Origin of the sequence: Okeania sp. SIO2B3 (assembly GCF_010672525.1) — a bacterium.
Lineage (GTDB): Bacteria > Cyanobacteriota > Cyanobacteriia > Cyanobacteriales > Microcoleaceae > Okeania.
Genome location: NZ_JAAHGH010000077.1, coordinates 1 through 16,697, shown reverse-complemented (window position 1 = coordinate 16,697; position 16,697 = coordinate 1). Strand labels below are relative to the sequence as shown.

General features: G+C 36.7%; 12 protein-coding genes and 1 tRNA gene. 7 read left to right on the top strand and 6 right to left on the bottom strand.

Annotated elements, in window-relative coordinates; translation table 11 throughout:
- Positions 1 to 460 precede the first annotated feature (460 nt).
- Positions 461 to 1,051, top strand: a complete 591-nt coding sequence (locus F6K15_RS28805; RefSeq protein ID WP_293067760.1) for a C39 family peptidase — start codon at positions 461 to 463, stop codon at positions 1,049 to 1,051.
- Positions 1,052 to 1,689: 638 nt separating this feature from the next.
- Here the strand turns inward: F6K15_RS28805 and F6K15_RS28800 are convergent.
- Entirely contained in the window at positions 1,690 to 2,118 is a 429-nt protein-coding gene (locus F6K15_RS28800; protein ID WP_293067757.1) for an NUDIX hydrolase, read from the bottom strand.
- 619 nt (positions 2,119 to 2,737) lie between these two features.
- Here F6K15_RS28800 and F6K15_RS28795 point away from each other — a divergent pair.
- The 4 genes from F6K15_RS28795 (at position 2,738) to F6K15_RS28775 (ending at position 8,845) form a co-directional block, all read left to right on the top strand.
- The gene (locus tag F6K15_RS28795; protein WP_293067754.1) at positions 2,738 to 2,932 is read left to right on the top strand and encodes a hypothetical protein; all 195 of its coding nucleotides are present in this window, start codon (positions 2,738 to 2,740) and stop codon (positions 2,930 to 2,932) included.
- Between the two features lie 559 nt (positions 2,933 to 3,491).
- Complete coding sequence (aspS, locus tag F6K15_RS28790) at positions 3,492 to 5,279, top strand: aspartate--tRNA ligase (RefSeq protein WP_293067751.1); 1,788 nt, start codon at positions 3,492 to 3,494, stop codon at positions 5,277 to 5,279.
- Between the two features lie 939 nt (positions 5,280 to 6,218).
- A tRNA-Gln gene (locus F6K15_RS28780) sits at positions 6,219 to 6,290 on the top strand.
- Positions 6,291 to 7,597: 1,307 nt separating this feature from the next.
- Entirely contained in the window at positions 7,598 to 8,845 is a 1,248-nt protein-coding gene (locus tag F6K15_RS28775; RefSeq protein WP_293067748.1) for a DnaJ domain-containing protein, read from the top strand.
- 357 nt (positions 8,846 to 9,202) lie between these two features.
- On the opposite strand, the gene F6K15_RS28770 is transcribed toward F6K15_RS28775, so the two are convergent.
- Positions 9,203 to 9,331 carry a hypothetical protein gene (locus F6K15_RS28770; RefSeq protein WP_293067745.1) on the bottom strand — a complete coding sequence of 43 codons (129 nt, stop codon included), beginning with the start codon at positions 9,329 to 9,331 and terminating at the stop codon, positions 9,203 to 9,205.
- A 145-nt stretch (positions 9,332 to 9,476) separates the two neighbouring features.
- Between F6K15_RS28770 and F6K15_RS28765 the strand changes: the two genes are divergently transcribed.
- Positions 9,477 to 9,626 carry a hypothetical protein gene (locus F6K15_RS28765; protein ID WP_293067742.1) on the top strand — a complete coding sequence of 50 codons (150 nt, stop codon included), beginning with the start codon at positions 9,477 to 9,479 and terminating at the stop codon, positions 9,624 to 9,626.
- 545 nt (positions 9,627 to 10,171) lie between these two features.
- Here F6K15_RS28765 and pyk read toward each other — a convergent pair.
- The 4 genes from pyk to F6K15_RS28745 form a co-directional block, all read right to left on the bottom strand.
- The gene (gene pyk / locus F6K15_RS28760) at positions 10,172 to 11,935 is read right to left on the bottom strand and encodes a pyruvate kinase (protein WP_293067739.1); all 1,764 of its coding nucleotides are present in this window, start codon (positions 11,933 to 11,935) and stop codon (positions 10,172 to 10,174) included.
- Positions 11,936 to 12,020: 85 nt separating this feature from the next.
- On the bottom strand, positions 12,021 to 12,653 hold the full coding sequence (locus tag F6K15_RS28755; protein ID WP_293067736.1) for an IS200/IS605 family accessory protein TnpB-related protein: 633 nt from the start codon (positions 12,651 to 12,653) through the stop codon (positions 12,021 to 12,023).
- Positions 12,646 to 12,840: a hypothetical protein gene (locus F6K15_RS28750; protein WP_293067733.1), complete on the bottom strand. Its 195-nt coding sequence runs from the start codon at positions 12,838 to 12,840 to the stop codon at positions 12,646 to 12,648. The genes F6K15_RS28755 and F6K15_RS28750 overlap by 8 nt, the downstream gene beginning before the upstream one ends.
- Entirely contained in the window at positions 12,809 to 13,129 is a 321-nt protein-coding gene (locus F6K15_RS28745; RefSeq protein WP_293067730.1) for a hypothetical protein, read from the bottom strand. Before F6K15_RS28745 ends, F6K15_RS28750 begins: the two co-directional genes overlap by 32 nt.
- A gap of 888 nt (positions 13,130 to 14,017) precedes the next feature.
- Here F6K15_RS28745 and crtR point away from each other — a divergent pair.
- Positions 14,018 to 14,953 (top strand): beta-carotene hydroxylase, encoded by a 936-nt coding sequence (gene crtR / locus F6K15_RS28740; protein ID WP_293067728.1) that lies wholly within the window; start codon positions 14,018 to 14,020, stop codon positions 14,951 to 14,953.
- Positions 14,954 to 16,697: the final 1,744 nt, after the last annotated feature.

Here is a 16,697-nt window from a genome sequence, read left to right as displayed (position 1 = left end):
AGAGAAAACAAATTTATGAGGTACACCCCGAAGCTGGCAAGATGCCCGCACTAAAATATTTTCATTATTCATCTTGTACATCATTTGCCCGAAATATGCTGTAAATCATTAATTTTTGCTACTATATTATTAGTTTTTGTTGCTATTTCGCGTATATTTGCGTGAAATGATCACAAAATTAATATGTCAATTATGTCAGGGACGTAAAATTACAGCGGATTCCACCAAGCGTGAAGTTACACCCCTCGCGGCCAAGACGCCCGCACTTGCATTCATTTACAGGAATTACGCTGAGACTTTACATATAGCGACAAAGAATACTATTTACCCCTACAGATAGTGGTTTAAAAGTAAATTTGCGTAAGTCCTGATATACTTGGAATATGCTGTATATTTGGATATCTTAGGTAACAATAAAAGATATCTGTTACTGGTAACTAGACTTTATTGGAGGTAAATTATGGGCATTAATTATGACGTTCCATATTTTAATCAAGAGAATAACGATATTGAGGGTTGGCGATCGTGTGGCGCTACAAGTACTGCAATGTGTCTAAAATACTTTGGGGTTCCTGATTTAGGACCTATGCCACAGTATGAAGATGATGTTAAACAACGTTTTGATAGACTGGGAATATCACATACGACTCCAGGTGGAATTAGGAGGTTAATAGAGGGTTTAGGATTGAGAAATAATCTCACAATGACAGGAAGTCTTTCAGATATTACTAGCGCCCTAGATTCTGGAGAAATCTGTATATTACATGGTTTTTGGACAACCCCTGGTCATATTTTAGTCATACGTGGTTACGATGACAGTGGTAATTTTTTTGTAAATGATCCAGCAGGAGAATGGTTTTACGAAGGCTATCGTTATAATTCACAATACATAGAAGATAACAAAGGTGAAAATCAGCGATACAGTCGGAGACTAATATCCTGTGCTGGAAATGCCTACTCTTTGCGCCAAGCTCTAAATTTTTATGATACTTGGGGCAATAATGAGATCGAATCTACTGCAACAATGTGGCTCCATAGAATTTCTAGATAGATCCAGGTGTGTCAAATTAGAAAGTCTCTAAAAATGGCGTTAGTAATTGGTAAGATGATTTCGTGGTAAGGGTGACACCCTTTGCCTACTCTGGTTAGGTATTCGCAGCTATCACAGGAGGATTACCCTTAAAGTTTCATCTCTTAATTTACCAACGCCAAACTTTCTCCTTCTATTCCTCTTTCTTCTTTCTTTCCTCCTGACTCCTCAGTAATTAAGATTAATATCATACCCGCGCTTTACCAACCCCTAAAAATTCGGTGTTGTCAGAAAAGAAGATAATTGAGAGAATGATAAAGTGTACTATTCAATTACAGCGGTTTTCATTTCAGTAGACCACAGTAGGGGCGAATGGCATTTGCGTTCCGCAAAGCTCCGAATGCCGCCCTTACAGGGTTTTCGTTATGACGATGTGGTTTATCAATCTGAAAAGCGCTGTAAAGAAAAAGGCAATTTTGCTATAATTTACCTTTTCATCTGACAACGCCAAAATTTCCTCTAATTTCAACAACAATATTCCACAAGTAGGTCTGATTTACGGGTAAGCATTAATAGCTTATAGCCTTGAATGTTCAGTCAAAAATCAAAAAAAAGTTAGTCAAGCTTCTTCCTTTTTCCCTCTTCTTTCTTCCTTCAAGTTAAATTCTCGGTCTCATGCCATAATAACGATACTGCAAATAATCTCGGAGAATACGGTCGTGGTCAAAACAGAGGTTTTGGGGAATTTGCCAAGATTCAAACAAAGCTAAATTTTTGGCATCATCAGCTGCTTTTGCTTCTCCAGTGGCAGTGGCAATAAACACAACACTCATGGTATGTTGACGGGGGTCGCGACTAGGGTCAGAATAAACATAAAATTGTTCAATTAATTCTACTTCTAAACTCGTCTCTTCCTTTGCTTCTCGTTGCGCTGCAGTTTCGACAGATTCTCCATAGTCAACAAACCCACCAGGAATTGCCCAACCAAAAGGTTCGTTTTGGCGTTCGATTAGTACAATAGGTCGCCCCGGTCGGTTAGTTAATTCAATAATAATGTCAACGGTTGGAGTAGGGTTACGATATGTCATGTTAATTTTTGAGAAACAATCATTTTGAATTTTATCTGCCTAAATACCAATTGCCAAGGAAATTTATGTTGAAATTAGACACTTAATAATGTTAAAAACTTAGTTATATACTTGATTGTTATAGTCTAATTAGTATTAGAACAATTTCTAAAAATAATGTTATTTTTATTAAAAATTTCAGTTATTAAGTAATAATGGTTAATTAGTCAGAACTTACGCATAACTACCACATATAGTTAACGGCCGTTAACACCTAAAAATGGTGTATAATTTCTGATGCGTGCGTAAGTCCTCTTAATGTTTTTAGCAATTATTTATATATCGCTCCTACTCCCTACTCCCTGCTCTTAAGAAAATGTAGCAAAAATGCATGAAATTTGATATTTAGATAAAAAAATGTTACAAAACTGTGATTTATAGGCAAAAGGGAGCAATGATTTATAGCAAAGATTTATCCAAATGGTATACTACATAAGTATAAAGAAGAGGAATTAGGACCTTGCACTCAAGACATTCACAAAAAATAATAAAATAAATAGTGCTAGGTACATAGAAATAAATTTCTCTTCTCCTAATGACAAAAGAGAAAGACTTTTTTTCAATTCTAGGAGGTATTTCTATGTCTACTCTGATCTATACTGAGCAAAAAAAATCTCAGCATATTAAACCAAAGAAGCATTTAAAAAAAAGAGCAAAAATCAAAGCTATAAAAAGTGAAGAAAATTTAGTTGATGAATATTGTCACAAATCAGAGCCTGAATCTTTTCATGATTTACTGATTCGATTTATTTATGGATTTATCGTTCCTCTGTAATTATTGAGATTTTTCTTGAGCAAATTTCTTGCTCTTTTGACTAACCAGAATAATTTTCCCCACCTTTCTTTGAAGCTAATATCATGTCCGGTAGCATCGGTATTGTAAGTGCGAAGCTAAGGAAGAGGGAAGAGGGAAGAAGGAGGAAGGCTTAAGAGCAAGAAAAAACTTAAATTTCCTGTAGATATTTACCCTTGGGTCTACACAAACAATACCAACGGACATGACATGATATAAGAGCTGATTTGTAAAGTATAGCGCTACGCAAATATGGCGCGGACATTTCTCTATTCCCTTTTTCCTGCTCTTAGGAGCCATGTAAGAATAAGTTGTACAAATTTTATCTGGGATAAATTGTGAAATATAGCTTCCATCAAAAAACTGTTCAAGTTATTTTTACACAGCCACTTATTCTTTGATTAAGTCAATCTCCTGAGAAAATATTGCCATCTTTTTTTGTTAAATCCGAATTTAACCTAAAATTATTAACGATTTACAGGCATCCCAGTAATATAATAATAAAATTTATTTTTTAGCTAAACTTGTAATTTAGATAATTATGCGAACCTATTATTGCGGCCAACTAAATAGTAATAATATTGAAGAAACTGTAAACCTCTGTGGATGGGTAGACCGTCGTCGGGATCATGGGGGGGTAATTTTTTTAGATTTGCGCGATCGCACAGGAATTGTCCAAATTGTTAGTGACCCAGAGCGGACTCCTGACTCATATCAAATAGCTGGAGATATTCGCAATGAATATGTTGTGCAAATTACAGGTAGAGTTAGTCGTCGTCCGGAAGAATCTCTCAACCCCAAACTTCCTACTGGGGAAATAGAAATTTACGCTGATGATATTCAACTGTTGAATAGTTTAGGGAAACAATTACCATTTCAAGTTTCCACTGCAGAAACAGAATCTGTCCGGGAAGAGTTGCGACTCAAATATCGGTATTTAGATTTGAGAAGGGAGCGCATGACCCACAATTTGCAACTGCGCCATGAAGTTATCAAAGCGATCCGTCGTTTCCTGGAAGATCAAGAAAATTTTATAGAAATCGAAACACCAATTCTCACTCGCTCTACTCCAGAAGGTGCGCGGGATTATCTTGTTCCTAGTCGCGTTCATGCAGGAGAATGGTTTGCTCTACCTCAGTCTCCCCAATTATTCAAACAAATGTTAATGGTTTCCGGTTTCGATCGTTACTATCAAATCGCTCGTTGTTTTCGGGATGAAGATTTGCGAGCGGATAGACAGCCAGAGTTTACTCAGTTAGATATGGAAATGAGTTTCATGTCTCAGGAGGAAATTATCCAATTAAATGAGAAGTTGGTGGGATATATTTTTGAGAAAGTTAAAGGTGTAGATTTACCTCTACCATTTCCTCGTTTGACTTATGCAGAAGCAATGGATCGTTACGGCAGCGATAAACCAGATATTCGGTTTGGCTTAGAATTGGTAAATGTCTCCGACTTAGTGAAAGATTCTGGTTTCAAAGTATTTTCTGGAGCGGTTGCTGCTGGTGGGATAGTGAAAGTGTTGCCTATTCCTGGAGGTAACGATGCTATCTCCAATGTAAGAATTAAACCTGGTGGTGATTTGTTTAAAGAAGCGAGTGAAGCAGGAGCTAAAGGTTTGGCTTATATTCGTGTCAAAGAGAAAGGCAAAATAGATACTATTGGAGCTATCAAAGATAACCTCACCGACGAACAAAAACAGGAGTTGTTAGAACGCACGGGAGCAAAACCAGGTCATTTGCTATTATTCGCTGCGGATGATGCAAATACTGTCAACAAAACTTTAGATCGTTTGCGCTTAGTGGTAGGTGAGGAATTGGGATTAATTGACCGCGATAAAATTAGTCTATTGTGGGTGACAGATTTTCCTATGTTTGAATGGAATCAGGATGAAAAACGTTTGGAAGCTTTGCACCACCCATTTACTGCACCTCACCCAGATGATATTAATGACTTAAAAACAGCACGAGCGCAGGCTTATGATTTGGTTTTTAATGGTTATGAAATCGGCGGTGGTAGTTTGCGGATATATCAACGGGATGTGCAGGAGAAAGTGTTTGAGGCTATTGGTTTATCTGATAAAGAAGCTGATAGTAAGTTCGGCTTTTTGTTGGAAGCTTTTGAATATGGCACTCCCCCTCATGGCGGTATTGCTTATGGTTTAGATAGGTTGGTGATGTTGTTAGCTGGTGAAGAGTCAATTCGAGATGTAATTGCATTTCCGAAGACTCAGCAGGCTAAATGTTTGTTGACAAATGCACCGTCTGAAGTTGATAAAAAGCAATTGAAAGAATTACACGTTAGTTCGATTTCTAAACCAAAGTCTTAGGTTTTTTTTGGGGAAATTTCCTGTAGGGGCGAATGGCTATTCGCCCTTACGTTTATTGTCATAATTAATCAAACTATTCCCGATCAAAATTTAACTCTGTTTGGGTATAGGTTGTGTATTTCTAGTGGTTTTACTGTCGTTTGAAAGACGTAAAGCTTACTACCATATTTTCCTTTGATACTAGGAACAGGAACCATTAGAGATAGCATAGGTTAATCTTGATAAATTTTAATTTTACTTTAGTAATTATACAAGTTTTTCCTGACAGTGATACAATAAACTTAAATTCACCATATTTAAGCGAAAGTTCGAGTTATATTTTTTTTAATTTGGTTTATTGACGTAAAAATTTATATAACTTAGTTTCTTGCGATTAAGAAATAGGGAAGATATAGTTGTTTATCGTTAAAAGTTCATTCAATATATCCTCCCTTGTCACTATTTTTGTCTAGCGCACCTGGTAGCAAACCAAGCAGGTAGAAAAATGTTCTGATCTCCCCATCTCCCTATCCCCCCATCTCCCCATCTCCTCCTCTATTTTTAAATAGATACCACTCAGGGGTTCTATAGATCAACTTTGAGAAAAATACAGTCATGGTAAGTTTGGCTTTTCTGTGTAGAACCAGATTTATCAGAGTTTGGGCAATATAAGGCAGGATGATGAGAAAACATGGGAAGCCTTTGGTGGTAAAGTGGGATGGCGTCAAGGAGGCAAATGGTTGGTCTCCTGGAACCTGAATTATAGTCTAGATAAACGATATTACAGGGGACATCTCCCTCATTTGCGAGACTTTAGAAAATCGGGGTTGGTGGATCAAGCTATGACATCTTATCTGATTGAGGCCCATAAATCCTCAAAATTTAAAATTTCAAGATTATTCAAAAAAATCCTTGACAAATTCCTGGATATAAGTGTTATTATATTAACTGTTGAGGAATTGGGGCGTCGCCAAGCGGTAAGGCAGCTGGTTTTGGTCCAGCCATTCGGAGGTTCGAATCCTTCCGCCCCAGTAAAAAAACTATCATAAATTGGCCTTGCATAAATGCGGGATGATTTTAGATAGTTTTGTGGAAGTGGAATGGGCATCTTGCCCTTTCCCGTTACCCGTTCCTGATATTTTCACCGCAGGCAGTCGAAGCAAAGGGCGCGGACATATCAAAAGCTTAAAACTCAGACAACACCAGATTTTTCCTTTTTCTTTTAAAGAGGTAAAGGTACAGGACTTACGCAGAGACTCTACATATAGCGAGAGCGAATACTATTTACCCCTACAAATGGTGCTTTAAAAGTCAATTTGCGTAAGTCCTGAGGTATTTTAAAGGCTATTGGTCTGTTTGAGTCTACTAACACTTAATCAGGACTTACACATTTTTCCGACAAGACTACTTTAGATATCATAGTGCTATAGTTTTTATCTACTGGAATGACACATCTAATTTTGTGCGCGACGATGATTGGGTTGGGAGTGGGTTCATCTAATTTGTTAAGACTCATTAATTTAACGTGGACCCCCTACCCAATGCAACATTTTAGGTGTGTCACGCCACTACTATATGCTGAAGCAAGAGGCTTGAAATGTGGAATATTGAATCTATCCTACTAAAAGGGGAGGCTTTATATCATGTTCTCTCTCCAGGGGAGCTACGAATTGCGGAGAATTACTTATAGTAAAGTTTTTGTTTGTAGTTTTGCTCTAGCCCTTAAAATACTTAGTATTATTGCTCAAGCAAAACTACGCAGCCCTATGATAACTGTTCTACCGATAGCGTAGCTCCCGTAGAAGGGGCACATGATACAAAATTTTTCGTTAAATAGACAATATATCTGAGTAGTAGATATAGAAGTTATTATATTAATTAGATACAGTATTTTTTCTATTCCTTATTACTTTGACTATTTTTCAAAATTTGAGAAATTATTCTATACAAAATTTAATATTTGTTGTTATTATAGAACCAGATTGTACAGCATATTTTTCTAATTGTCTCCACACTTCAATCTTAAACCGAACTACCTCCCTATCTCTCCCAACTATATAATAATATCATGTCCGGATAATCAGTGATAAAAAACTTTCTTCCTTCTAGCCTTTTCTTCCCTTCTGCCCTCAGCATAGCTGCCCTTTGCCTTCCTCGCTCCAAAATATAAGTATTAAACCGAATTTAATATTAATACTCATCCATCGATATAAAGTTAAAAATTAAATCTATAAATTCTGGCAAATTGATAAATATCTTGTTTTGAATAAATATTGAAATACTTTATGATATAATCAACAATAATTGCCTAAAATAGTGCTTTGGGAAACTAGGGTTAGATGGAAAAAGAGTGTAACTATTATGAAGTTCTAGGAATATCAAAAAATGCTTCCACAGAACAGATTAAAAAAGCTTATCATAGCCTAGCACGTCAGTATCATCCTGATGTAAATCCAGGGGATATAAATGCAGCAGAAAAATTCAAAGAAATCAACTCAATGTATGAAATTCTTTCTGACCCATTGAAGCGATCGCAATACGATAAAACAGTAGGGGAAGCCAAAGAACTATATAAACAAGGAGTTGCAAAAAGTCAGCTTGGAGATTATCAAAGTGCAATAGCAGATTACACAAAAGCACTGGAAATTAATCCTAATTGGGCAGAAGTTTTATATCATAGAGGATTTGCTAGTTATAAACTGCAAGATTACCGGAGTGCCGATCTTGATTATACAAAGGCATTATTTTTAGACCCATACTTAGTAGAAGTTTATTATTATCGTGGTCTATGTCGTATGAAATTAAGATACATTCAAGCTGGTATGGAAGACTATAGTAAAGCACTAGAAATAAATCCCAATTTTGCTCACGTTTATTATCAACGTGGTTTAGTTTATCTAGAGTTGCAAGAACATCGTCTAGCAATAATTGATTTTAAAAAAGCTGCTCAACTTTTTACAGATCAAGGGGACAAAGCTAATTCTCAAAGAGCGCTAGAAGCTATCAAAAATTTACACCATTTTTCATGGTTAGAAATACTAGAAATATTTCAGACAACTTTTCAGGATGCTTGGATAGCAGTAAAAATTTTTCTTCCTAATCCCATAGGAGGTTTATTACCAGCTTTTACTCAGTTAGAACACAAAAGAGCATTTAACGTTGCAGTTTTATTTGGCATAATATTTGAAATTTGCTTTGTAGTAGGAACTAATCTAATTTTACAGAGATTAGATAAAGCAAATCATACAGAATTTTTATTATTAATAATTATCGGTATTATTCCCTTCGTAAATTTGACAGTTACAAGTGGTTTTGCCAGACTTATATTCAAAGTTGATGGTAGTTTAACAGGCGATTTATTTATAGCAGGTGCATCACTATTACCTCTAGGTTTGATGGTGCTAGTTAGTGGGGTTTTAAATAATTGGGTAATTAGTATTATTTTAGCTATTTTTGCTTTGTGTTATACAATTTTAACTATGTATAGTGGTTGCCAAAAAATTTCTAATATTTCTGAAGAAAAATCAGCTATAACAGTACCTATTATGTTGCTACTGACTGGGTTGCCATTTGCTTTAATTAACTAAAAGGTAGGAGTCAGGAGTCAGGAGAATTATAGAAACCATTTGGTATCTTTGTCTGCAATAAAATTTTTGAGTTACGAGTCGGCAATGGAATAGAGTAGAGGCTTTTTTTGGCAGGAATAGAGATTCAAAAATGCTCCCTTGCTCCCTTACTCTCCTGCTTTTAAGATTAGAGTTAGATTTTTCCCATTATTAAATCTTTTCGTCTATCCCTCCTAGGGTGGAAAATCGCCCATATTTTCATTTTATGAAGCTCAGGAAAAAATCGGCACGTCAAAGGATATAAGGTTCCATCCTCCCTCAAATTGTGATAGAATAATGTTTAGATGGAGTTATTCGTCTATACGTATGACTTTTTATTCAACTTAACTTGATTACCAAGAGACAGTCAAAGATTGAGGAATTTTTCCCAGAAACAGTACCAAAAATCTTTTCATCTTGTATAGCTTCCCCTAAACGGTTAGTTTTTTCCTCATCAAATCTTTCCATCTATCCTTCCTAGGGTGGAAAATCGCCCATATTTTCATTTTATGAAGCTTATAAAAAATCGGCGCGTCAAAGGATATATAGCAATGTGCGCTGGCATCTTTACATACTACAGCCCAAAGACTAATGTAACATGAGGGGTAGCTGTATGGCCGGCATTTTTCATAAATTACGCGATCGCGCCTTCCTCAAAATCACATACTACAGTCCAAAGACTAATGTAACATGGAGGGGTAGCTGTATGGCCGGCATTTTTCATGAATTACGCGATCGCGTCTTCTATTCCTATAGAATTTAGTCGCTCAAGGAAGCGATCGCTGAAAAAATCGGCGTTGCTGAATTGAAGTATGAATGCGCGATTGTTTGGTTCTCGCCTTCCCCCCCGCGCATCCCCCGCGCATTGGGGGACTTTTAGAGTTTTATTCCCCCCGCGCATTGGGGGGCTAGGGGGGCTTGCATCATACCCGGAATCAGCAACGCCAAAAAATCATAGGGTTAGCGAAGCTTGACGTCAGCAATCGCTCTATTCTCCATGGGCTATATATAGTGTATTTGCCTAAGTCCTGTGTCTGTTAAATCACGCATCAAACGCGCGAGTCTATCAAACTTTAAGGTAGGCGCGATCGCATGGTTTGTGAAAAATATCTTGTCATGTAGCAGAGCTTTGTACTATGTTAAATACAATAGTAGTATGTAAATACACCAGCGCTCATTGCTATAAGGTTCCATCCTCCCCCAAATTGTGATACGATCATGTTTAGATGGAGTCGTTTGTCTATATTTATGACTTTTTATTCAACCAAAGATAGTATAGGATGACTATTCATTCAGCTATAAGATCCACTATCTTCGAGTAGCTCCTGAATATACCGTACCTCTGTGAGCATCCAAAGTCAAAATCGTGCCATCGCGAACCACACTGGTAGCATTCTTCACCCCCACAATAACTGGCAACCCCAAACGTAAACCAATAATTGCTGCATGACTGGTAATACTATCCTCTTCCGTCACTACTCCTGCCGCTTTTTGCATTACCTCCACAAATTCAGCATCTGTGTGATTAACTACCAAAATTTCTCCAGGGTTAAAATCTCGGACTTCTTTTACACTATGAGCAACACGAGCGCGACCACTAGCATATCCCTGACCAATACCAGTACCTTGACCTAGCACTGCAGTCACCACCTCAACCTTAACCAGGTCTGTTGAACCTGCCACACCTTGAATTGTACCTGCAGTCATTACCACTAAATCTCCATCAAATAATAACTCCTTCTCCTGAGCAACACTGATTGCAGATTGAAAAGTCTGACCAGCAGAAGCTAAGTCTAACACCAGTAATGGCTTTATTCCCCAAACCAGTTGTAACTGTCTAGCAACATCTACATGAGGGGTTACTGCCAAGATAGGAGTTTTTGGTCGAAACTTAGAAACATTTCGCGCTGTTGCACCTGTTTTAGTCAGAGTCATAATAGCTGCAGCATCTATATTTTCGGCAATTTGACCCACAGCTTGGCTAATTGCATTAGGAATTGAATGACCCGTATCATTCATACTAGAAACGTTGCAAGTGATAATTTCCTGCTCAATGCGTTTAGCGATCGTTGCCATTGTTGCCACCGCTTCCACAGGATAATTACCTACTGCTGTCTCATTAGATAACATTACTGCATCCGTACCATCGATAATTGCATTTGCCACATCAGAAATTTCAGCACGGGTAGCACGGGGGTTATTCGCCATACTATCTAACATTTGAGTAGCAGTAATTACCGGAATTCCCATTCGGTTAGATGTTGATATCAGTCGCTTTTGCAAAAGTGGCACCTCTTCTGCTGGCAACTCCACACCTAAGTCACCACGAGCAACCATTACCCCATTACACAAAGCCAAAATTTCTTCCATTTGTTCGATCGCTTCGTGTTTTTCGATTTTTGCCACCACAGGAACCTTTTTTCCCGCATTAGCAATTAATTGTTTAATCTCTAAAACATCTTGGGGGTTACGCACAAAACTTAATGCTACCCAGTCTACTCCTTGGTCAAGACCAAACATTAAGTCTTTTCGGTCTTTGTCTGTCAGTGCTTTAATTGAAAGATAAACCCCAGGAAAATTCACACCTTTATTATTGGAAAGAGTACCACCAACTACAACCCGACAATGTAGTTGCTTCCGTGGTTTGTCTACTTTTTCCACCAACATTTCTACTTTGCCATCATCAAGAAGAATTTTTGCTCCTTCTGGCACTTCATCTGCGAGAAGTTCATAAGTTACAGAAGACATTTCTTGAGTTCCAGCCATTAAGTTACTGGTCAAAATAAATGGATCTCCCCGTTCTAGAGATATTGAACCATTTTCAAATTTTCCTAATCTAATTTTTGGTCCCTGAAGGTCTTGCAAGATGGCTACAGGTTGATTTAGTTCAAAAGAAGTTTGTCTAATTAATCGAATACTACGTTGGTGATCTTCATGGGTTCCATGAGAAAAGTTAAGTCGCAGGGTTGTTGCACCAGCTTTGATTAACTCCCGAAGTACATCAGGTTTAGTAGTAGATGGGCCAATAGTTGCTACAATTTTAGTTCGACGTAAGCCATTTTGCAGTTGCATAATTTCAAAGTTTTAATAGTAATAGGTAAAGTGGTATGCTTGATTTTTAATTATTTCTGAATATTGACTACTCCCCGGAGGTCAGTCACGGGGATTCTAAGTAGATACTACGCAACACGGATTTATCGGTGTTGCTCCGTTTCTTCTTAGCTGACCAAAGATATATTCTTTGGGGACAAGTCAAAGTAACCCTATACAGTCTCCTTAAGTCTAAACTTAACTTTCTGCTTACTTTTGCAATTATATTTGCAGCCCCGTTACAGTCTGTATTAATTAACCAATTATTACTACTTCTATACAAACGACGCTTCTTGATGCAGTCGCTCATGGGGGGAACCCCCAAGACCGCGCTGCATCGCTTTATTCTTTTTCCTGACGGTTTCCAATCATTGGCCCGTAGGGTCGGTGCTTCCTTGCTCGGAACCTGAGTCCGAGCACCAGCACCGAGTTTCTCACCATAATTAGGTAGACAGTCACCATCTAAAAATGAAGCAATACTTGTATAGCTTTCTTCTGTTTCTATAAATATTATTCCATATTCAATACACAATTGAGCTATTCTCTGTTTGAGTCTAGCTGTCGGAATGGGTACAAATTCTGAATTACTTTTTTTTCCTAATTTTATTTGATTTTTCTGACCTTTATTCCAACCAAATACAATTGTACCAATAGAATTTTTTAAACAATGATTAATTACTATCCTGGCTGCTTTATTCATACCCAAATCGCATTTGACGGTTACGTTTTTCTGTAATGGCAGCTAGTTTATTGGACCAAAATCCTTGAGGTTGATTTTCTTTAATGGTTGATACTTGTTTGTTGTACCAACCCACCCCTTTAGTTCCCCTCCCGGGAGGGGATAGGGGTGGGTGTTTACCATCTACAACCCGCGCTAGTACCCACATTCGATACACAGGTCAACCAATTATTTACACCGTGGTCTATTCCTAAGACATTTTCTCGATTTAATTGAGGTTTAACTACGATTTCTTTTTCATAGACAAATTCCCAGTAAAAACATCTATTTCTTGGTAATATCCTTAGTTCTTTAAGAGTAGAGAATGCTCTTATACTAGGCATGGGAATTAAAAAGCTATCTACTCCAAACCAGCGCTTACAAGTATTACCTAGTGGGGCTCTAATTTGATTACCTTTAAGTTTTAATGCTGGAGCAGGATAACTAACTGTAGCCATTCCCCCTTTTTTTCTGTAGTTAGGAATCCTTGGTCTGTCTGATATTTTTCCTGAACTATAGGCAATAATAAGACCATAATAAGATCTAAATGATTCAGCTACAGTTCTCAATATTTGTTGTGCTGCAAGAGAGATGTAAAACTTTATAGTGATTGTTCTTTTTGTAGACTAATTCCTGCGTCATACTTACCCAGAATTTTGTAAGACTTAAAATATAATTGTCTGGCATAATATATTCCCATGTTAGTTAGCTTGTGAGACTGTTCGCATAAGAATGTTAAAATGGGGATTAATTCAGGATTTTTATCTACTAAAACTTGCTGACAACAATACATTGGAAACGGGGGGGCTGAAAAGTTGTTGTAGATAGTAATAGCACAGGACAACTTTAGTTGTCTAGTCTCAACGATTCCCTTGTTTTCATCCCCCAGTTAAAACACGGGGGCCTTCAACGTCACTTTTCAGTAATTACCTTACATACATACAGTGTTGAAACGACAAATTATATTTCTTTAATTAATAATTAAAGAAAATTGATTCACTCTGGGACAAAGTCACAATAGTGCCTAATTTATTTATGACTATACTACTGGGCGAGATCGATATCTTAGACTACCATACTCAAAGGATGTCAATGCAACTATTAATAATTACTTTTTACTCTTAAAATTATTTAGTGAGCAACAATCTGTATTTTTTATAATTTAAGTTTTAGGATCGGAGTCTCTGTTATGGGGATCGCGATTAACTTTATTTAATTTCTCCCATAACCAGTAATTCTAATTATCTTATTTAGATTAATATTATTTAATATATCTTTACAAAATTTTGCCTATATCGTATGGTAATAAAAAAAGTCTTAATTAATATAGAGGAGTGCAAATCAAAATGTTGGAGGCAGGGCTGCAAACGACAGTCCCAAGAGAGTTACTAAGCCCCTCTGGAGGCTTAAATACTAACTTACTCATGTTTTTGAGTGCTATAGGAATAATAATTTCCTCAACCTGCGGTTACTGGTACTGGGACTTACCAGGCTGGTGTTGTTTCTTGATGAATGTTCTAGCCTTACATATGGCAGGGACAGTAATTCACGATGCGTCCCATAATTCAGCCCATAAAGACCGCTTAGTTAATGCTATTTTAGGTCACGGCAGTGCATTGATGTTAGGTTTTGCTTTCCCAGTATTTACAAGAGTACATCTACAGCATCATGCCCATGTTAACGACCCAGAAAATGACCCAGATCATTTTGTTTCTACTGGTGGCCCATTATGGCTAATTGCAGCCCGCTTCTTTTACCATGAAATCTTCTTTTTTAAAAGACGACTTTGGCGGAAATTTGAACTATGGGAATGGTTTTTTAGCCGTTTAGTAGTATTCACAATGATAGGTGTGTCCATATATTTTGGGTTTCTGGATTATATTTTAAATTATTGGTTTTCTCCTGCTTTAGTTGTTGGTTTAGCTCTAGGGTTATTTTTTGATTATTTACCTCATCGTCCTTTTCAGGAACGCGATCGCTGGCACAATGCTAGAGTTTATCCAAGTGGCTTTCTCAATATTCTGATTTGTGGACAGAACTATCATTTAATTCATCATTTATGGCCTTCTATACCTTGGTATAATTACAAACCTGCTTATGAAGTTATGAAGCCGTTATTAGATGTTAAGGGTTCCCCTCAATCTTTAGGATTATTGCAAGGAAAAAATTTTTGGAGCTTTCTGTATGATGTTTTTTTAGGAATTAGGTTTCATAAGCACCAGCAAGTTCAACCCCAGGAAAAGGGGGAATTAACATTAGAAAAAATTGAGTATCATCAATAATTTTTTGAAGTAATCAAATAATGTTTTTGTTAGTTACTATGATTTATTTTTCCAATATTTCTTTCTTTTTTTCTTTTAGATAGCCAGAATTTTTTTGATGATTACTGATGGCTTCTAAATACCATTAGGTATGGAAGCCAATCATCAAGAATAGAGAAAAATTTGAAAGTTAACTAATATCTTTTAAATACATATTATATCATGTTCGCTTGAATACTTACACTTTGGATTCAGGAAGGCAGAGGGCAGCTATGCTGAGGGCAGAAGGGAAGAAAAGGTTAAAAAGAAAGGCAGCTATGCTGAGGGCAGAAGGGAAGAAAAGGTTAAAAGGGATAAAGTTTTTTTATAACTGATTATCCGAACATGATATTATCAGAAGAATACCATAACTACTAATTTTTTTTATCGGTATTTAGCTGCTAGAAGAATAATTTGATCGACATCAAAATTCTTCTATTTTTCTAGGAAATATAATGAACAAAAATGTAATTATCAGATTATTGATTTTATTAATTTTCTGGCGCTGGAATATTTATAGGATTATGGTTGATACTGCAAAATAACTCGCCTTCTGAACAAGCGAAAATATTAGAAACAGTCTATAAAAAAGGGAATTATATTGAAGCAGGAATTTGGTTCATTTTTTCAGGTGCTTTTCCTATATCAGCGATGAAAAATAGCTCTATAATTAGATTACATAGAATAGTAGCAACATTCACATTTTTGCTGTTTGGCTGATCCGATATTGTGGAAGTACAAACTGGAGCTTGGTGGCATCCTTGGTGCTTATTTGTTTGGAAAAGTTTATGTGTTTTATCTATTTTTTGTTTGCTGATATTTTTTGTAAAAATTGGATATAAATAACTTTATAGATAGAGGCGATCTGATAATTAGGATAATTAGGAACAAAGAAGAAAAGTGATAAATTTAAGTGGAAAAATTATTTTAATTACAGCTGCATCCACTGGTATTGGTGCTGCAACAGCGCAAACTCTAGCTAAGGCAGGAGGCTAATGTTATTTTACATTCAGGAAGCAGAAGCGATCGCCACTCAAATTGGTCAAGATAAATGTTATTGATTAAAAGCAGACTTAGCATAAAAAAATGCTGCTATAAAATTGTGGGTTAAAGCGATCGCATGGCAAAGAGAATTTCCGACCACTGGTATTGAAACCATTCATTCTGACTCCTAACTCCTGACTCCTGACTGCTAATAAAAAGCTTAGTCATTTGTAACAAACATTTATCAAATTGGTATTATAGCAGTTCTATCTGGCGTGTTTACACATTATTTTTTACACCTTTTCTAGAATCACTTTGAACTATAATACCATTTTGAAAAAAGAATGTGTTCGAATAATAAGCATGAGAAAAAGCTCACGGGGTGACAAGCTAGTTGAAAGGTATATATAGAAATGGATTTGCGTTCTGGAGCTGAAGAATACTTCAACAGAAAGGGAACGCTGGCTTGAGAATAGATGGGGGTGTAGTGCGATAGCTTCGCTGTGCCTCCGGCAATCGCGACGCGTTCGCACTACACCTCACTCCCGCCTTGAACAATAGTTCAAGTAAACTGCTAAATAATATTATTAAACAACTTAAAAATCACTTTTCTTAGATGTTTGACAATATTTTTGCCCCCCCTTGACCATGGTTGATTTTTTTCGTCTCAATCCAAAATATACCTGATGTTTTTGATATTGTTTCAGCCAATGTGATCGGAAAATACTGTGGAATTCTCTAT